The sequence below is a fragment of the Alteromonas gracilis genome (assembly GCF_002993325.1).
GTDB lineage: Bacteria > Pseudomonadota > Gammaproteobacteria > Enterobacterales > Alteromonadaceae > Alteromonas > Alteromonas gracilis.
Window position 1 is genome coordinate 1 of record NZ_PVNO01000023.1, and the last position, 17,633, is coordinate 17,633.

At 43.7% G+C, this 17,633-nt stretch carries 19 protein-coding genes; 11 read left to right on the forward strand and 8 right to left on the reverse strand.

The window, feature by feature from the left end:
• Positions 1–25: 25 nt before the first annotated feature.
• A complete protein-coding gene (locus tag C6Y39_RS06255; RefSeq protein ID WP_105930038.1) occupies positions 26–982 on the reverse strand; it encodes an IS110 family RNA-guided transposase in 957 nt (318 codons plus the stop codon).
• Between the two features lie 358 nt (positions 983–1,340).
• On the opposite strand from C6Y39_RS06255, the gene C6Y39_RS18680 reads away from it, so the two are divergent.
• Positions 1,341–1,586 carry a hypothetical protein gene (locus C6Y39_RS18680; RefSeq protein WP_146128599.1) on the forward strand — a complete coding sequence of 82 codons (246 nt, stop codon included), beginning with the start codon at positions 1,341–1,343 and terminating at the stop codon, positions 1,584–1,586.
• 89 nt (positions 1,587–1,675) lie between these two features.
• Here the strand turns inward: C6Y39_RS18680 and C6Y39_RS06265 are convergent, their stop codons facing one another.
• Positions 1,676–1,918 (reverse strand): type II toxin-antitoxin system ParD family antitoxin, encoded by a 243-nt coding sequence (locus C6Y39_RS06265; protein ID WP_105930448.1) that lies wholly within the window; start codon positions 1,916–1,918, stop codon positions 1,676–1,678.
• 116 nt (positions 1,919–2,034) lie between these two features.
• Here C6Y39_RS06265 and C6Y39_RS06270 point away from each other — a divergent pair, with 116 nt between their 5' ends.
• The 4 genes from C6Y39_RS06270 (at position 2,035) to C6Y39_RS06285 (ending at position 4,079) form a co-directional block, all read left to right on the forward strand.
• Positions 2,035–2,532 carry a DUF3592 domain-containing protein gene (locus C6Y39_RS06270; RefSeq protein WP_105930449.1) on the forward strand — a complete coding sequence of 166 codons (498 nt, stop codon included), beginning with the start codon at positions 2,035–2,037 and terminating at the stop codon, positions 2,530–2,532.
• A 268-nt stretch (positions 2,533–2,800) separates the two neighbouring features.
• Positions 2,801–3,229 (forward strand): GNAT family N-acetyltransferase, encoded by a 429-nt coding sequence (locus C6Y39_RS06275; protein WP_105930450.1) that lies wholly within the window; start codon positions 2,801–2,803, stop codon positions 3,227–3,229.
• 40 nt (positions 3,230–3,269) lie between these two features.
• Positions 3,270–3,725 carry a GNAT family N-acetyltransferase gene (locus C6Y39_RS06280; protein ID WP_105930451.1) on the forward strand — a complete coding sequence of 152 codons (456 nt, stop codon included), beginning with the start codon at positions 3,270–3,272 and terminating at the stop codon, positions 3,723–3,725.
• A 24-nt stretch (positions 3,726–3,749) separates the two neighbouring features.
• On the forward strand, positions 3,750–4,079 hold the full coding sequence (locus C6Y39_RS06285) for a zinc ribbon domain-containing protein YjdM (RefSeq protein ID WP_105930452.1): 330 nt from the start codon (positions 3,750–3,752) through the stop codon (positions 4,077–4,079).
• 219 nt (positions 4,080–4,298) lie between these two features.
• On the opposite strand, the gene C6Y39_RS06290 is transcribed toward C6Y39_RS06285, so the two are convergent.
• The 3 genes from C6Y39_RS06290 to C6Y39_RS06300 form a co-directional block, all read right to left on the reverse strand.
• Positions 4,299–5,570: an NRAMP family divalent metal transporter gene (locus C6Y39_RS06290; RefSeq protein WP_105930453.1), complete on the reverse strand. Its 1,272-nt coding sequence runs from the start codon at positions 5,568–5,570 to the stop codon at positions 4,299–4,301.
• A 171-nt stretch (positions 5,571–5,741) separates the two neighbouring features.
• The gene (locus C6Y39_RS06295; RefSeq protein ID WP_105930454.1) at positions 5,742–6,539 is read right to left on the reverse strand and encodes a substrate-binding periplasmic protein; all 798 of its coding nucleotides are present in this window, start codon (positions 6,537–6,539) and stop codon (positions 5,742–5,744) included.
• Between the two features lie 19 nt (positions 6,540–6,558).
• Positions 6,559–7,677: a TonB-dependent receptor gene (locus tag C6Y39_RS06300; RefSeq protein ID WP_105930455.1), complete on the reverse strand. Its 1,119-nt coding sequence runs from the start codon at positions 7,675–7,677 to the stop codon at positions 6,559–6,561.
• A 325-nt stretch (positions 7,678–8,002) separates the two neighbouring features.
• Here C6Y39_RS06300 and C6Y39_RS06305 point away from each other — a divergent pair, with 325 nt between their 5' ends.
• From C6Y39_RS06305 to C6Y39_RS06320, 4 genes are all read left to right on the forward strand, one after another.
• On the forward strand, positions 8,003–8,257 hold the full coding sequence (locus C6Y39_RS06305; protein WP_105930456.1) for a Rho-binding antiterminator: 255 nt from the start codon (positions 8,003–8,005) through the stop codon (positions 8,255–8,257).
• Positions 8,258–8,306: 49 nt separating this feature from the next.
• Entirely contained in the window at positions 8,307–8,693 is a 387-nt protein-coding gene (locus C6Y39_RS06310) for a VOC family protein (RefSeq protein WP_105930457.1), read from the forward strand.
• A gap of 117 nt (positions 8,694–8,810) precedes the next feature.
• Positions 8,811–9,122, forward strand: coding sequence for a hypothetical protein (locus tag C6Y39_RS06315; RefSeq protein ID WP_105930458.1), 312 nt, complete (start codon positions 8,811–8,813; stop codon positions 9,120–9,122).
• Between the two features lie 220 nt (positions 9,123–9,342).
• Positions 9,343–10,011 carry a YitT family protein gene (locus tag C6Y39_RS06320; protein WP_105930459.1) on the forward strand — a complete coding sequence of 223 codons (669 nt, stop codon included), beginning with the start codon at positions 9,343–9,345 and terminating at the stop codon, positions 10,009–10,011.
• A gap of 463 nt (positions 10,012–10,474) precedes the next feature.
• Here C6Y39_RS06320 and alr read toward each other — a convergent pair whose 3' ends face one another.
• Positions 10,475–11,551 (reverse strand): alanine racemase, encoded by a 1,077-nt coding sequence (gene alr, locus C6Y39_RS06325; RefSeq protein WP_105930460.1) that lies wholly within the window; start codon positions 11,549–11,551, stop codon positions 10,475–10,477.
• A 190-nt stretch (positions 11,552–11,741) separates the two neighbouring features.
• Here alr and murQ point away from each other — a divergent pair, with 190 nt between their 5' ends.
• Positions 11,742–12,755, forward strand: a complete 1,014-nt coding sequence (gene murQ, locus C6Y39_RS06330; RefSeq protein ID WP_105930461.1) for an N-acetylmuramic acid 6-phosphate etherase — start codon at positions 11,742–11,744, stop codon at positions 12,753–12,755.
• A gap of 18 nt (positions 12,756–12,773) precedes the next feature.
• Positions 12,774–14,297, forward strand: coding sequence for an exo-beta-N-acetylmuramidase NamZ family protein (locus C6Y39_RS06335; RefSeq protein ID WP_105930462.1), 1,524 nt, complete (start codon positions 12,774–12,776; stop codon positions 14,295–14,297).
• Positions 14,298–14,457: 160 nt separating this feature from the next.
• Here the strand turns inward: C6Y39_RS06335 and C6Y39_RS06340 are convergent, their stop codons facing one another.
• Entirely contained in the window at positions 14,458–15,528 is a 1,071-nt protein-coding gene (locus tag C6Y39_RS06340; RefSeq protein ID WP_105930463.1) for a mechanosensitive ion channel family protein, read from the reverse strand.
• A gap of 71 nt (positions 15,529–15,599) precedes the next feature.
• Complete coding sequence (locus C6Y39_RS06345) at positions 15,600–17,531, reverse strand: glycoside hydrolase family 3 N-terminal domain-containing protein (protein ID WP_240618828.1); 1,932 nt, start codon at positions 17,529–17,531, stop codon at positions 15,600–15,602.
• Positions 17,532–17,633 lie beyond the last annotated feature (102 nt).

The window sequence follows — 17,633 nt, forward strand, 5'->3', positions numbered from 1 at the left end:
TAACAAGAGACTATGGCGTCAATAGTTAATTTAAAGCCTTTGGCGCTTCCCACATCACACCATCTCTCAACATTGAATTCAGTACTATTACCATCTTTCTCACACAGGCAATCAAAGCCACCTTTTTAGGCTTTCCTGCGCTTACTAACTTACCGTAATAAGATTTAAATACAGGGTTTGATTGAATCGCCGACATCACAGCCATAAAGAGTACTGTTCTTACTTGGTGACGGCCACCTTGTATTTTCCGATGCCCTTTATACCGCCCACTTTCTTTGCTCATCGGTGCAACACCAACTAAGGCTGCTGCTTGTTTGTTCGTCATATAACCAAGCTCAGGTAGATTACTTATTATTGACGCAGCTGCGACTTTTCCAACACCATTCATGCTTTGAAGCAGTTGATCTTTCGCTTTAAATTCCGGCGTCAACTCAATCATCTTCAGGATTTTTTCTTCGACCTTTTTTATCTGATTACCCAAAGCCGTTAATATCGGTTTTATCGTCATCGCAAGGTCTTTGGGCATGATTTGAATTCTATTTTTTTCCATTGTTTGCATGGAAAGGAGTTGATTACGACGCGTGACTAAATCGCTCATAGCGCGCATGGCTTTTGGCTTCAGCTGAGTTAAGTCAGGTTTTATCACCTCACTAAAGTGCGCTATTAGTTTAGCGTCGAGCTTGTCAGTTTTAGCTCGCCGCCCTATCGCACCAGCAAATCGTTTTATGTGAACTGGATGGGCAATGACAAATGGAAGTTTTGCCTCAGCGCACGCCATTGCAAAAGGCATTTCTAATCTGCCCGTCGCTTCAACAACTATTCTTTCGGGCTGATATTTCTTGAGTTCGACAATCGCTTCTTTTATCCCTCTTTCATTGTTTTCTACACAGAAAAAGATATCCAAAGGCCGTATGTAAATATCAAGCTGTGATTTGCCAGTATCTACCCCAACGTTAATTTTTTGCTTTGTAATAGTGTTCATAATAAGCTGACTCTTGCTTGCATAATGCGGGTTCGAGACCCAGTAGACTATTCGAGTGTGGTGCTTGGAGTCCTATGAGGCGTTCTTTCTTGTTATCGGTCTCTCAATTGAGGAGCCAAAAATTAATCGAACTGCCAAATAGAAAGCTTTAGTTGCTGCTAAAGCCTGGGTCTCACATTACCCGAAATTGATGAAAAAGGATTTAAGTTAGGTGGGTAATTATCCATACAAAAAAATTAAGTTCGCCCGCTTCGAGTGCTGGGACGCAAACATGCGGGCTGACTCACTTCGTTCGGATTTTAGCCCACATGCTAGCGCCCCTTAGCTTAAAGTTGTATACCTAAAAGGATTTAACTAAATGAAGTACCTTGTATTACCTCTCCTTTCACTTGCCCTTTTTGGCTGTGGCACAATCAATACGCCTAATGACGGCCTCGATGCAATCTACAACACCACCTCAGCAGTGATAAAAGGTGAGAATAGTAATAGTAGCTGCTCTACCGGACACATTGATGATAGAAAGAAGTGCAGGAGTCAATCACAAGCAAAAACAAATGCTATTTCAGAGTCAATCAAAAAGCATCGTCATGATAGCGGCGTATAACATTACGCTGTTCTCGCCCCCATTTTCGTTGCGTAAATAACGCGATATCTTTTAAATCGGGTGTTGCTAGACAGTTAACTTAAATGGTTTCACTCTTCTAATTCACCATCTAGTTCTGATATCAGGCGCTCAAGGTCGTATTCAGCCTCACCGCTTTCTTCATCTGCTACAAGTAATTGACGCAAAGTGTTTAATTTGGTCTCCTGTGTTTCTAGCAAGCGAAGAGCTGAACGAATTACTTCGCTCGCTGAACCATATCGACCAGTTTGAATTTGGCTGGCAATAAAGACATCAAAATGGTCACCAAGAGTAATGCTGGTATTTTTAGCCATTTGCTTTCTCCAAGTACCAATATATACCTAAATACGGTATCTGCGCGCTGTCAGTCAATAGCGCATAACAAACACATTCACGCTGTTGCTAGCGCTCGCGGGGGCGGTTATAAACTATGGATATTTTGAATTATTTTCAGCAGATGGTCGACTTGGCATCAGAAGGGGAGCTCCAGGGAATTTGGTTCTGGGCTTCATGCTACATGCTCGTGGTATGCCTTTATTCCGCTTATTTTCAAATCCGAACACGATTTTGGGCAACTACTGTGGGCAATATCCACAACCTAGGACTTAAAAAATTTGGTATCTCAAACGATTTGTCCGAGCAACAATATCGAGGGAAAGCTCTGTATTCATATAGTGTGAATGGCCAAACTTATGAAGGAACACGTATTTCACCTTGGGTGTTCGTTACGAATTACAATGCAAAAGGATTGCTGCTCAGACAACAAGCTGGTATCGATATGCCAACCAAAGACACTGTCACCGTTTACTATAATCCCAATAAGCCTCAAAAGAGCTTCTTACTTAAGGCAAGTAAATTTGGGATCTTGGTTACGCTTACCAGCGCAGTAGCGCCTTTTTTGGGTTACGTGAGTCGATTTTATGCTTAATTTGCATAACAAACACTACATGCACTCGCGCTGCCCACTGGCGCTATAAGAGGCACGCTCTGTCCCGTCGCTCGATTTTTCTGTCTATCATTTAAGTATAGTAGGCACTATTTGCTACATTTCGGGCAAACGCTTCATATAGTGATTTACTCAATCAGAAAAAAAGGGCTGTAGTACCGATTATAAAAGACGGGCATTGGCTTGATGTCGGTAAACCCAGACCTTTTTATATAACCTTGGGTTTGAAAAATTTTTACTAAGGAACAGTATGACCATTGCATTTGTACCATCCACTGAATTGCAACGTGCGGCAGAATTCACCTTTGACAATATGCGTGTCTATTACGCACAGTACGCACCTGAATGGGACGTTGAAAAAGTTCTCAGCGCCACTTCTAAACTTATCAACTTAGACATTCTGTTTGATGAAAAAGTGGTTGGCGTAATGCGCCTTGAATATGAGGATGAAAACTGTGTCCTGCGCGACTTACAGATTATCCCCAATGAGCAAAACAAAGGCATTGGTTTTACCGCACTTCAAGAAGCTAAAAGACTGGCGTTGAACGCTAATAAAAATACACTTTCGTTGCGAGTTTTTAAAATTAGCCCTGCTGTCGCTCTATATCAAAGAGATGGTTTTGTTATAAAAAGTGAAGACGACCGTTTTTTTAACATGGTTAAAGACTTAAAGCAGTAAAGGCATAGCTCTTTCAAATTCTTAGAAGGCATTTATTTATATGGAAATTGTTATTGATGATCTAAGCTCCACAGAGGTGCTGGCACTTTTAGAAGAGCATCTGTCGGATATGTACGCCACATCTCCTGAAGAAAGTGTCCATGCTTTAGACGTCGATGCTCTCAAAGCTCCCGACATTACCTTTTTTAGTGCTTGGAAAGCACAACAACTTGCAGGGTGCGTTGCCATCAAAAACCTTGATACTAAGCATGCCGAATTGAAGTCTATGCGCACCGCCAAGTCGTTTAGAGGACAAGGTGTGGCCTCTGAGTTATTACTTTTTGCTCTGGAACATGCGAAAATGAAAGGGTTTAGTAGGGTAAGTTTAGAAACAGGGACCCAGGATTACTTTTTGGCAGCGAGAACACTTTACAAAAAGTTCGGATTCATTGATTGCGGGCCCTTCGCTACTTACTCACTCGACCCTAATAGTCATTTTATGACGCTAGCACTTTAATTTAGCATTTTAAGAGAATTCCAGATGTCACTACCTCCTTGCCCGCATTGCCAATCAGAATATGTTTACGAAGATCAGCCACTGCTGATTTGCCCTGAGTGTGGACACGAGTGGAACCCGAACGATGTTGAAGAAGAAGTGTCGGCTAAAGATTTTAATGGAACACCTTTAGTGGCCGGCGATAAAATTACCCTAGCGAAAGATTTGAAGGTAAAAGGAAGCTCATTGGTTTTAAAAATTGGCACTAAAGCGGTTATACGTCATGTGAAAGATGCCAAAGACCACCAGCTAGACTGCAAAGTAGATGGTGCTGGTGAAATGATGCTTACAGCACAGTTCGTTAAAAAAGCATAACAAACGATACTTTCCGCTTTGCTCGTTATTGAGCGCGGCAGGATACATCAGTGCAATATCGCGTTGCTCATTCGGGTAGCGCGACAACTGCCTCAATTGGCATATCCGCTATACCATCTCGATTTACTTCTTTTTCCGCTTCGCGCTTATTAGCTAGAAAAGTCATTCACAAACGCCTTGAAAAGCACACTAATGGTTCTCGACGACAGGTTTTGCGAATTAGCTAAGCCATTTCCACCAAATAAACACAGCCAGAAATCCAAACAAATAGATTAGCCCTATATAGCTTAGCCCTCTTACGATGATATTGGGTGCAGCATCTGAGTGAAGCTGAGTTTGCGCAACAAGCTTATGATTAAGCCAAGCGAACATGGGCGTTGTGATAAAGGCTAGCGTCATCGCAAACCCAAGCATGGCAAGTAGTGCTGCTTTGAAAAAAAGCACAATGATAAAACTGGCTACAGCCATGAACAATAACACGGGGGTAACGAGTGTATTTCGGGTTAGTTTGTCGCCTTTAAATAACAGAGTTATAGCTTCTGCAACAACCCTCGCGTAACCGTCATAGACTGTAAGCGCAGACCCAAATATGCATAAGAACGCGACGACAGCTATTAGCCAATGGGACCATTCCCCAATAGTTGATGAGTACATGCTAATAAGCTGATGAGAAAAACCAATGCCACTTGCGCTGAGTTCAGTGCCACTGCCGTGTAGAATGAGTGCACCTAGCCCCAAAAATAAAAGCGCAAGAACAACGGTTACTGCATAACCTAGGTTAAAGTCGAACAACGCTGATTTAGGCGTTACCGCTTGGTCTGAGCATTGGCGCTTTAACCAAAGCGATGTGATAGAAGATATTTCAATGGGCGCGGGCATCCAGCCCATGGTTACGACAAGAAAACCAAGGGTGGCTAGGGTCCACGGAGAAGGCGGTGTAAAGGTAGGGTCTGCTGGCTCGGAGTAATTGCCCAGCGCTACAATAAATACAGCGACAGTAGCTATCACCAGCACTCCCATAATACCTTTGGCGATATGATCTAACCCTTCAAAGTGCCCCTTTAACAAAATCAAAAGTATCAACGCAAGCACGATGGAAGACGACAGTGTTATGGCAATATCAAAAGGAACAAAATAAGACAGTAAGCTTGCTGCAAACAGCAAAAGTGCTGCCGCGTTTACTACCGAAGCGATTGTGTTTAAACAAAGGGCTACGGCTAAATAGCGCCGCCCCATTTTCAGATAGCCCTGCTGTAATGTTTGGTTAGTGCTGATGGTGTAGCTCACACCCGCCCTGAAAAACGGATATTTGAGCAGGTTCACAACTAATATAAGAAGTGCCAGCTGCCAGCCGAACTTTGCGCCTGCCTGGGTTGAAGCTACCAGATGACTACCGCCCACCGCTGCCGTTGCCATGAGTACACCAGGGCCAAGTAGTTTCATTAATGCAGTTAAGCGAGCAAAGATCGATGTTTCAGCTGTGTACAACAAGGCAACCTCTAGGTGGGCGTTACGAAATAGCCGTCAACCTTAGCAGCTAAATTTAAAACAGAAAAGCGCGTTCATGCACATCAGCGGAACAACTAGCATAGGCTGATAAACTTGTTAGTTTACAGCCCTTGCTACATTAGCTTGTTAGAGAAAAAACAAACGCTGTAAGTACTAACGTCTGTCGTAATTCACCTTCTTCTGAGGATGTTGGTAATAACCTTCTTTAAGTAGGCGTTTAAACCGAGTGAGTTTGCCTTCAAGAGTGAGTTCCTCTAGACCTTTGTTAAACAAAGAAAGAACAAGTTGACTATCAGCTGTGCCTTTAGGCACCAATAAGTGGGTTGTGATGGTTGAAACGAAGGGCTTAATAGTCATTACATCACGGCGCTCACCGCGACTAAACTCCCGTTGTAGCAAATACCAACCAGTGAGTTCATCGATAGGGAAAATATCTATTTCTCCGTCAATCAGCGCTTGAAAGTTTTCCTTATCATTTGCTCGCTGAATTACATTCTCATTATCTTTGATAAACGCCGCTAATTCGTCGTTATATAAATAGCCCTGTGTCATGCCCATTTTTAAGTCTTTTAGCTCTTCAAGTTCAGACCATGTTTTAGGGCCTTTCTCAGCATTAACGTAAAATACTAGGCTTTCAGCACTAATTGGGTTGCTATGGTAGAACTCGCGCTCTCTTGACCGAACAAAGTTACCGTAAGAAAGCGCATCGTACTCGCCTCTTAACGTTGCTTCTAATGCCTCTTCCCACGGCAAAGATACAAATTCAACTTCCACGCCCGTTTCTAAAAAAGCATCCGCAATAATGTGATTGATATATCCGTCTTGCTGCATGTCTGTTGAGGTATAGGGGGCATATTCACTGGTCGCTATTCGCAGTTTCATCCACGCATGGGCAAAACTTTGCATTGGTATTAGCGCAAGTATTAAAGTCGCTATAAATAGTAATCGCATGTCAAAGTCCTGTTAGGTTTTAGAAGTAAATGCCAAGGTTAATGTTTAGGCGATGAGTGGTTTCTTGTCGGCCGCCTAAATCTAAGCCAACGCCTGGACCACCTGAAAACCACATATTTTTGCCTTGGATACTATCTACATAAACAAACAATTTATCCCAGCCAAAGCTACAGCCATTTATCCATTGTGATGAATTTTTTCCTTCGCTCCCCTCGCCTTTAGCCACGCTATATTCTGAGTAACAGGTAAGTGACTCTATATGGTCGAAGTTATAAGGAACGGAATAGACAAGGTTAGCTGAATAAGTTTTGCCGTCAGCGGCAGCTAAGAATGGAAAGGTGAAAGATGAAAGCGCAATGCGGTCATCTGCCTGCCCTTCGGGCGCAGCTAAGTCATATTCATAATCAATGTACTGTAGCTCAACCTTCACATCGCCCTGAGTGTGGCGCATGTGAACTGCATAAGCAGACATATCGCCATCATCCAGAGTATCCAAATTTAAAATGTTGCCGTATTGATACGACACACCAATATCTGTAGTGGCACCACGGATAAAGTTGGCAGAGTAATTCGCTCGCAGATTATACTGACCATCTTCTTTATTTCGATATTCACCATCGTCGGCAACATCAAACGAATAGCGCCCAAATTCAGCGGCATCGTTATATTCGTCATTCATGAAGTAAGCCGCTTGGAAATCCCAATTACCCCAGTCGTGATTTATCTTCACACCAGCATCATAATCATCTTCAAAGCCTAAATAATAATTTACCGAAAACCAAAAGTTATTACTGGCAAAAGGCTGAAGACCAAAAGGCGTTTGCGTTATACCTGCGGTAATCTGTGTCTGTTCATCGAAATGATAGGTAAGGTCGGCAAAGCGTATGGTGTCGAATTCGGTATTTTCATACCAGCGATACTCTGCTTTATAGCTAAATTGATCTGACTCTCCCGACACACCAAGCTTGAATGATTCAAATTCGAACCCATCTCTAAACTCAGGTATCTGCCAATCTTGGTGACCGTAGTTTACCCGAACGTGCCCGCTTAAATTGAAAGGCAGTTCGTCGGCAGTGGCGAGACTAGCAGTGCATGTAGCTATAGAAACTAAAGAAAATGCAGATAGTAGCTTGTTCATTACTGTTCCTGTATTCAATTTTCGGCGAGAAACCCTTTACGACAAGTGACGTTGCAGCAAAAAGCTGGGGGATAACGCCGTAGTGATGGATACGCCAAAATAATTCCTTCAGTAGAACAATACTGCGTAAACCTTACAAAAAGATCATTTGCAAATGTTAGATTTATTGTTGCGATATCAAATCTGAATTAGACGCTTTTCATAAGCTAACGTTGTTTTCATTCGTATTTATTGCAAGGTGACGATGCGAATTTTAAGTCGATGAGTTACATGATGCCGATTACAGCAAAATGACGTTTAAACATTATATTGAAAAGGATTAAGTGTGAGCATAGCCTGTGAGCTATACGACTATATTGAAATTGCATGCATCTATCAGTTAGAAATTAGTGTTGAGCTTAAGAATGGTGAGATGAAAAGCGGCAGAGCACTAAGCACGCTTATTAGCAAAAGAAATGGTGAAGCGACTGAGTGCCTGCGTATTAACATCAATGGTCTTGATGAAAATATTCCACTTGTCGAAATCGCTCAACTTCACGCTATAGCTGACAACCCGCATTTCACCACGATAAGGTTTTAGGTAGTATTCACTCTCTACTCTCATTTATTCATTAACTGACACGGATTTTATGAACCAACACTTGTCTGCCATTACATTTTTTGTTGACGACTACGACACCGCTATTCACTACTTTACGTCGGTTCTAAACTTCACGTTAACCGAAGACAAAAGTACCGGCGAGAACTCACGCTTTGTCTTAGTAACACCACCTCAGAGCGCGGGGAGTTTGCTATTAGCCCAAGCAAAGAATGACAATGAAAAAGCGCTTGTTGGTAATCAAGCCGCAGACAAGGTATTTTTGATTTTAAATACTGATGACTTTTGGCGGGATTTTGAAGAGATGAAAGCCAAAGGCGTGACGTTTTTAGAAACGCCACGCAAAGAAGCATATGGCACTGTGGCTATTTTTAAAGATAAGTTTGGCAACAAGTGGGATTTGATCCAAACCGCGTAACCTTTCTTTATATAGTTACATCTTAAGAACTTTGGTAATCGTACTTGGGCCACATTACATTGCCTTATTTTCACAGAAAAGTTTTCTTTAAATAAAGACGTATAGGAGAGGACAAACGTGCAGGCCATGAAACGTTCGATTATCGCAGACGTAGTTGCAATAGCGGCCATAGCTTTGTTGATCACTACGACGTTCTACTGGATTGAAGCACGGCGAGAAGTCATTATTCTTTGCGATAATTTCACGCCTGGCGTGTCGAAGAAAAGTGTTGAGCGTCAACTCGACACCGCAAACTTGCTGTTATGGGATACAGAGTTCGTTGCTAACGGCAGTAAAATAGAGGCTTACAGCCCCCTTCATTTAGGCATTATGCAATGCAGCGTAGAGTTCAACAAACAAGATATCGTTGTATTCTCTATTGTTGAATAACACAGTGCAACAAAGCGACCGCCATTTTCAGCTTTAAACTGAACCACCTTGGTGCAACGTTTACATTGGCGCAACACCCCGTTCACTGTCGCGTTAAAAGTCGTAAAGACATACTTACCTCATGGGTTTTATCTCGCCATGCTAACTTTTCATCTCGCTATCACCTGTGTAGATGTAAACGTATAATTACGCCGTCTCTTCTTAACGCAAGTTTCTTCTTATGCAAAAAACAAAACACAGTGTCATCGAGGATGTATTCGCTTTGATAAGCGCCGGCTTGTTTGTTGCTTTTGGCGTTTACCTTTTTCAGTCTCAAGATTTGATGGTTGGAGGGGCAGCAGGTTTAGCCCTACTAGGTACGTATGCCGTTGATATGGATTTTGGCTTACTGTTCTTTCTAATCAACCTGCCGTTCTACACATTAGCCTGGACGCAGATTAGTAAACGCTTCACTATCAACACGTTTATTTCGGTTACTACGGTATCAATTTTAACCGAGCAAATTCCTGCGTTTGTGGATATTAGCCATGTAAATCCCATATTTGCCGCAGTGTTTGGTGGCATTCTAATTGGCGTGGGCATGCTTATGATGTTCCGTCATAGCTCTAGCCTTGGCGGAGTAGGCATTATGGCGTTTTACTTACAGCAGCGATTCAATATTAGAGCAGGCACCTTTCAGCTTGCCGTAGATAGCACTATTTTACTGTGCGCATTGTTTTTTATCGCTTGGCATTTAGTGCTTATTTCTATCTTAGCCGCATTTTGCCTCAACATGGTTATTTCTCTTAACCACAGACCTGAGCGCTACTTCCCTGCTCAAGAGAAACAAGCAAAAAGCAGGGCCGAGACAGACACTTTAGAGGGCTCAGACAAACGGGTAACCGCCTAATGAGAAAACATTGTTCTCACATAACGTCATGTTGAGAAGCAATCGAGGAGCTTAGTCGTTACGGGCCAACGCTCAATCTTTTCGTTCGTTTTGAGCTCTTCTGCCCTTGTGATGAAGCAGTCAAAATAAAAAGCCCAATTAGGACTGTCCTAATCGGGCTTTTTTGTAACTTTTATTTGTATCCTTTTGGCGCCTATTACAAACCTATTGCTTCTTTTGAACAGGTCTAGACGGTCGACTTACAACTCCACGGTTTACTCTTGGACGAGAAAACGAAGTACGCATACAAACCTCACTTATGAGTTGTTGCCCAGCACAGTTGGAGGCGAAACATTCACCGCAATCCTGCATCTCAGCAGCAACAGTATAGACCTAACTCACGGGTAAAAGTCTCATTCTTTTAATGAATAGTACTTTATTAAAACTTATATAGTGATATGCCCAATTGGCACAGCGTTGAAATTTAAAGGTATTTCACAATGCGTGGTACACGCTGGGAAATTCTTGTCATGAGTTCATAGTCGATAGTGTCCGCACACGTGGCCACTTCCTGAATAGATACGTTTTGCCCCCATAATTCAACCACATCACCCACGGCCACGTTATCGATGTGAGTAACGTCAATGGTGATCATGTCCATAGAGACGCGCCCGGCAAGAAACGCTCGTTTTCCACGCACCATCACTGGCGTGCCGTTTTTACAGTGCCGAGGATATCCATCAGCGTAACCAATACCTACTGTGGCTATTTTGCTAGGCTTATCTGCAACCCATGTTTGACCGTAACCAACGCCTTCTCCTGGTGCGATATCACGAACGGCAATAACGCTTGAGCGAAGCGTCATTGTGGGGTAAACCTCTGTATCGCATTTTTGCGAAGTAGATACTGCGCCGCCATAAACCCCTACGCCCAATCGATTCCATGCATTACGACTTTCTGGCCAGTTCACGGTTGCAGGCGAATTTGCCACACTGGTGGGAAAACCGAGTTTATCTGCCACCTGCTTAAAAGCGGTGAACTGAGAATCAGTAAAGCTGTTGTCTAAGTCATCTGCGCAAGCGAAGTGCGTAACGATAACGGTTTGGTCGCTCAATAAATGGCGATACTTCGCTGCCACTGTTTCTATATCAGACAAGGAAAAGCCCAATCGATGCATGCCACTATCAACCTTAAGCCACACGTGAGGGCGTTTGTCTTTAGGGCACTTATCTAACCACTCAAGCTGTTCTTCACAGTGCATCACCAATATGCAGTTATTCTGAAAAGCCATCTTGCACTCTTTTATCTGGTGCGCACCTTCTAAAACGACGATAGGAGCTGTAATACCTGCGTCGCGAAGCGCAATGGCTTCTTCAATTATCGCTACGGCAAAACGCGAAGAAACATGCTGAAGAATCCGCGCTACATTTACTGCTCCATGACCATAGGCATCAGCTTTTACCACCGCCATAGACTGGCTTGAAGGCGCTAAAGCAGCAAGGACTTTGAAGTTGTGTAAAAGGGCGTCAGCATGAATGATAGCTTGCGTTTGTCGGCTCACAGAAAAACACGTTCCTTAAATGTTTAATGGGAAAGAGTATAGAATGCCAAAGTGTACCACGAGAAGCATATTTGCGGCGCAGGATTAATAATGAAAAACATACCATCTAACGCAAGGTTTCTTATGGCATAAAATACCGTTATGCTTTGCGCTAGCTCATTATAACAATTTCGCTGCCTCAAGGTTTTCAATGTCTTCGCATAACCCTTCTACTTCAGAATCGTCTGCCAACGCCAGTATTAAAAGTAAAGTCAGTACTGGCAACCAAGCAGCAGGTAATAAACCCACCGTTAACGAATTAGCCCAGTCACTGAATAAAATTGTGTCAGAAGGTAGAAACCCAGACACCCTCGATATAGACACGCTAAGCACCGAAGGCATTCTTGCCCGCATTAACAACGAAGACGCGAAAGTGGCAAACGCGGTAGCCTCGCAAATTCCGCAAATTGGAAAAGCGGTGGATGCTGCAACCATTAGCATTAAAAACGGTGGCAGACTTATTTATATTGGCGCGGGGACCAGCGGCAGACTGGGCATACTTGATGCCGTAGAGTGCCGACCCACGTTTAGCGTACCTGATGAACTGGTTGTTGGCGTAATAGCGGGCGGAGAAAAGGCCATTCAGCACGCCGTAGAAGGTGCAGAAGATGACGTCGACGCTGGGCGAGCTGATCTTGAAGCCCTGTCCCTAAGCCAAAATGATACGGTTATTGGGATTTCAGCAAGCGGTCGCACACCCTATGTAGGTGGTGCATTGGAATATGCCCGTTCGCAAGGCTGCTTTACCGGCGCTATTGCATGTAGCCCTAACGCCGCTATTTTTACCCATGCTGATGTCGCTATATGCCCAGTGGTTGGACCCGAGGCGCTTACAGGCAGTACACGCATGAAGTCGGGCACGGCGCAAAAGCTCATACTTAATATGATTAGCACCAGCACCATGATTAAGTTGGGGAAGACCTATCAAAACTTAATGGTAGATGTGAATGCCACCAACGAAAAACTAAAAGCCCGTGCGCTTCGCATTGTTATGCAGGCTACAGAATGCAATGAAGAAACAGCCTTGGCCGCGCTTAGTGCGTGTAACAACAAAGCTAAAGTTGCGATTTTGATGGTATTAACGGGGCAAACGGCCGAGCAGGCCGCCGCTCAATTAGAAGCAAACGGGGGGTATTTGCGTACCGCCGTAAATAAGAGCGAATAACGACGGTAAACGAATACTATGAAGGTTTTTACTCCGGTCACATTGAACAAGGTTTTTAGACGCCTAACGTCGAGCGCATTCATTGCAGTACTTTCTCTAGCACTAATTAGCTTATCGCTTAACGGCTGCGCACATACAAACTTATCTACACATGTATATACAAGCAATACAGAAGGCCCTGCGAAGCAGTTCTCATTGAAGGGAAAACAGTCTACATTAAAAGCCCAGCAGCTTGAATTAACTGCTAAACCGCTTGCTGTAGGCGCTGAACGCTATTCGAAATACCTACCCTTGCTAGCAGGTAAACGGGTTAGTTTAGTGGTTAATCAAAGTGCTTTAGTTTCGACTCGTAACGCTTCGCCTTCTAACGCAAGTGAGCCTGAAGAGCGCGAATCAAACAAAAGGCCTAAAGCGCGGTTAGATAAGATAAAGACAAGCCAGCGCAGTCAGCATCTGCTTGATGCCCTACTTCAACGCAGTGTTAACATTGTAAGTATTATGTCGCCGGAGCATGGATTTAGGGGAGATAAAGGCGCAGGTGAGAAAGTAGATAGTAATATTGATGCTAAAACCGGTTTGCCTATTCACTCCCTTTACGGCGCAACCAAAAAACCTACCCCCGACATGTTGGAAGGCATTGATGTAATTGTTTTCGATATTCAGGATGTTGGCGTACGCTTTTACACCTATTTAAGCACCTTGCACTATGTGTTGGAGGCGGCCTTTGCGCGTGATATTGACGTTATTGTGTTAGATAGGCCAAATCCTAACGGCCGTTATGTTGACGGCCCAGTACTACAACCTGAATTTTCGTCTTTTATTGGCATGCACCCTATTCCCGTTTTGCACGGTATGACCCTAGGCGAACTTGCTCAAATGATACTGGGGGAGCAGTGGCTAGATATTGACTCGAGCAGTTATAACAACGCGAAGCTAACCGTTGTCCCAGTAAAAGACTATCAACGCACTACACATTATTCATTGCCAGTACCGCCTAGCCCTAACCTGCCAAACGATTTATCGATACTGCTTTACCCAACGCTGTGTTTTTTTGAGGGCACCGACGTGAGTATAGGTCGCGGTACTGACTTCCCTTTTCAACTTATTGGCCACCCGTTTGTTGAGTTTGGTAAAACCAAGATACCGGTAAATGCAAATAGTGCAGCGCCCCACCCTAAACATGAAAATACTCTGCTAAGTGCACACGTATTTACTGATGCTGATCCTACGATTTTGGAAGGCTCTGACTCTAAGCAAACGATCCACAGGTACTCACCTATAAGCGGCCTAGATATCGCTACATTGATAGATGCCTATTCTCGTTTTTCTGAATATAACAAGGTTATCAGCGCCATTGGTGGCTCTGAAGAAACCTTCTTTACTCGCCCAGATTTCTTCGACAAATTAGCGGGTACTGATGCACTACGATATCAAATTCAAGCCGGTAAAACGCCTGCAGAAATTCGCCTGAGTTGGCAGAAAGAGTTAAGCAAATTTAGAGAAAAACGAAAAGCATACCTGCTTTACGAAGACACGGATTGATGTACAGATAAACGCCTTTACCCTTGAGGATTTGAGGCGTTTTATTAAGGTGAGTGTAGAGGATGTGTTAGCGATACTAAACTTCTCATACAACATGTAAGTAAATACTCACACCCAAAATTACCCCATAAATTGTGGAACCTAAAAAAGTTAGTGAAAACTAACCTTCTTCACTCTTTGTTTTTACCAAAGTTGCGAGCTGAGCTTCTGCGGTGGCTTTTTGGTGTTTAAGCTCATCCCTATTTTCACTGTCACTCTCGGCAATTTTTTCATCAATATCGGCTATCGTCTGCATCAGCGTTTCCTTACTTTTTTCTTTTTGCTCGGCCTCTTCGGCTTTGTCAAAAATAACGTCTTCAGGTGAGGCTTCTTCTTGTTTAGTGTGACTAGGAGATTTAGCAATCATCTTCAAACCGTCAGGCTGAGGGCGTTGATTCATGAAGCTAGGAGAAACAATTTCAATATCGGCATTGTGCAAAGCGTCGAGTACGGCTTTGTGAAGCCTTGAACGCGCGCTTAGCAAACTCTTTACTTCGGTCAGCAGACCTGAAATACGATAGCTTACTGAAAAGTCGCCTAACCCAACTACTTGTACAAATGGCTCTAACAGCTGAGCATTTTCAGCTGCATGAAGTAAGTGCTTTTCAATAATGCTGTGATGAATATCGTAACCTAAACTGATGTCCACACTGACGATTGCACCTGATGCTCGGGTCACGGAAACGGGCGAATTCACCATCAGCGTATTGGCAAAGGCAATAAGCTCTCTGCTCTCAGTTTGAATTTCTACATCGAGTAAGCCCATTTCGGAAACGCGACCACTGTAGCCTTCTACCTTTATAAAATCCCCCACCTTAAATGGGCGGTTTACGCGAAGTACGATCCCCGCCATTAAATTCCCCACCATAGTGGTAGAAGAAAACGCAATTACACCTGATACAAGTACGCCGATAAGTGCAATAACCTGATTCCTAGTGCTCTCACTTACAGGGAGTGCCATTGCAATGACGACCGCACCAATGATAGTAAGTACCAACATTCCTACTTGACGAGGTAACTTCTGTTCACTGGTAAGGTGGCTCTGCTTAGCTAACAGAAGGTAATGCAGTGCAATGAGCGTACTCAGAACCAAAGCAACAACGATGAGAAGTGGCACAAATGGGAACAAGGCACCTAGCACAGTATCGATTAGTGAGGTTTGCGCAGTGTCTAATGTGTTTTTTGATTCCACAGTGTATCCTCTTAGATTCGCTCTTGTTTAACGGTTAAATGGGCATAAGCTTTCGCTTTTTATAATGACGCTTATTTCAGCGAAACAGGTGAACGTCCTTCAGCAAGTATGTTTCCAAGTAACACATCGGCCAGTGCGTTAAGGCTATAGCTAGTAACGTGCTTATCTTCCTTGGCACTTTCCGGTGTCATGCTCACTGTATAACTAAATGTAGCAATAGCAATGTCGGCTAACTCCTTCACGTCTTGCGCTTTATATGGCATACGCAGTGGGGCGAAGACCACGGTTTTATTCTGTGCTTTCGCAGCAACCATTATCTTTTTGCTAAAAGCCATCATTTCAGTTTCAGTTGCGCGTTGCTTTACATGCTCGGGCAAATCAAGACCACCAAGTTCGTAATTCGCATGAAGAGGACTAATATTGCCAACTACCAGCGCATCAGCTTGTTTTAGTAGGTTCATTGCTAATTGGGTGCTTGGTAACGCAGTTAATGGCAAACAGGCAAACTCTAGAGGCTTATCGCTGGCTTTGGAACGAGCGCGTGCAAGCGCTGCATCAAACGCTAAACATCTGGCTGCATCGGGCATAAGCGCGAGCCACCGGTTTGATGTTATCGGCAATTCATCCTCTCCATAAAGCACAGATACTGACGACCTAGAAAGCCCTTTCTCAATTTGAATTCCTCTGTTTTTCAAACTGTTAGCATTATTCGTAGAAGCATTTTCTTTTGCTTCGTTAAGCCACCATGATATGGGCTTGGAAATAAAATTTTGCAGAGCAAAGCGTTGTTTTTCCTTAATAATTCTATTACGAGAAGCATTAAGGAAAGCGCTTTCCAGCATTCGTTTTGCCACGTTATCTAGAAGCAAGGCGAACTTTTCTATGTCGTCTTGGTTTCTTATAGTGAACGGCATTAGCGCTATGTCAGCACCTGCGTTGAATGCGCTAACTAACGCTTCTTCGTGGGAGAAAAACTGAGTAATGCCAGCCATATCTAACGCGTCAGTAACGATAAGACCTTGATACCTTAATTGCTTACGAAGCACGTCGGTTAGTATCTTTTTCGACAACGTTGCTGGAACAATTTGCGACTTACCATGCTTGTCAATAATTGTCGTATCGTCCAAAGATGGGTATTGAATGTGTGCACTCATTACCATTGCTGGAGGCGTTGCACTATTAATTATATTAGCAAATGGAAGGATATCGCCCGCCATTGCTTGCGCTTTGCTATGCGTTACTTGCGGCAGGCCGCTGTGGCTATCCACATGGGTATCACCATGGCCCGGAAAATGTTTGATAGCGCTCATGACTCCCGTACTTTGCATAGCACTAACAAATGCCTGCCCAAGTGCAGCTACCTGCTCTGGGTTTTCAGAAAAGCTGCGTACGTTTATAACCGGGTTCTTTGGCTCGCTATTCACATCAACCGACGGCGCAAAGTTGGTGTTAATTCCCAGCGGTAGAAGCGTTTGGCCAATATGCGATGCCACACTTTGCGCAAATGCACTGCCTCGTTGATGAAAGGTGGCACCAATGGCCATATTACCCGCAAACGGCGAAAGCATGTCTGAAGGCAACCTTGCGACTCTCCCCCCTTCTTGGTCGATAGCAATGAATAACGGCTGACGACCTGCTTTTACCATATGCTGCTGCATGGTGTAGTTGAGCGTAATTAACTGCTCGGTATTTTGGATATTCTCTGAAAACAAAATAACACCGCCGATGTTGTGCGTACTGAGCACATTTAGCAGTGACGGTGGAATTACCGTCATAGATGTACGGCACCGTGATGATGGCGTATTGTCTTCGCAGAAATAGCGAAAATCCAAAATGATCTTTTGCCCGAGCATGTTTTTTACAGCGCGAATGGTTTCATCATCAGCGCTGGGCTTAGGATTATTCGAAGCGTTAGCACTTACAGGTTGTGCGCTTGCGTTAGCATTAAAAAGGGCTGCACTTAATAAAATAAGCACGCCTGACAAGATAGCGCTACGGCCCATCAAAGAAGCACGTTTTTTACAAATAACTTGCTGGAATAACAATGTTTATCTAATCCTTGGTAACACGAAGCACAATACGGTACGCTAGCATAAATGAGAGAA

Bases quoted from the DNA above. Each gene is read 5' to 3' on its own strand.
- C6Y39_RS06255 (WP_105930038.1), bottom strand. From the start codon at position 982: ATGAACACTATTACAAAGCAAAAAATTAACGTTGGGGTAGATACTGGC.
- C6Y39_RS18680 (WP_146128599.1), top strand. From the start codon at position 1,341: ATGAAGTACCTTGTATTACCTCTCCTTTCACTTGCCCTTTTTGGCTGT.
- C6Y39_RS06265 (WP_105930448.1), bottom strand. From the start codon at position 1,918: ATGGCTAAAAATACCAGCATTACTCTTGGTGACCATTTTGATGTCTTT.
- C6Y39_RS06270 (WP_105930449.1), top strand. From the start codon at position 2,035: ATGGATATTTTGAATTATTTTCAGCAGATGGTCGACTTGGCATCAGAA.
- C6Y39_RS06275 (WP_105930450.1), top strand. From the start codon at position 2,801: ATGACCATTGCATTTGTACCATCCACTGAATTGCAACGTGCGGCAGAA.
- C6Y39_RS06280 (WP_105930451.1), top strand. From the start codon at position 3,270: ATGGAAATTGTTATTGATGATCTAAGCTCCACAGAGGTGCTGGCACTT.
- C6Y39_RS06285 (WP_105930452.1), top strand. From the start codon at position 3,750: ATGTCACTACCTCCTTGCCCGCATTGCCAATCAGAATATGTTTACGAA.
- C6Y39_RS06295 (WP_105930454.1), bottom strand. From the start codon at position 6,539: ATGCGATTACTATTTATAGCGACTTTAATACTTGCGCTAATACCAATG.
- C6Y39_RS06300 (WP_105930455.1), bottom strand. From the start codon at position 7,677: ATGAACAAGCTACTATCTGCATTTTCTTTAGTTTCTATAGCTACATGC.
- C6Y39_RS06310 (WP_105930457.1), top strand. From the start codon at position 8,307: ATGAACCAACACTTGTCTGCCATTACATTTTTTGTTGACGACTACGAC.
- C6Y39_RS06320 (WP_105930459.1), top strand. From the start codon at position 9,343: ATGCAAAAAACAAAACACAGTGTCATCGAGGATGTATTCGCTTTGATA.
- murQ (WP_105930461.1), top strand. From the start codon at position 11,742: ATGTCTTCGCATAACCCTTCTACTTCAGAATCGTCTGCCAACGCCAGT.
- C6Y39_RS06335 (WP_105930462.1), top strand. From the start codon at position 12,774: ATGAAGGTTTTTACTCCGGTCACATTGAACAAGGTTTTTAGACGCCTA.
- C6Y39_RS06345 (WP_240618828.1), bottom strand. From the start codon at position 17,531: ATGGGCCGTAGCGCTATCTTGTCAGGCGTGCTTATTTTATTAAGTGCA.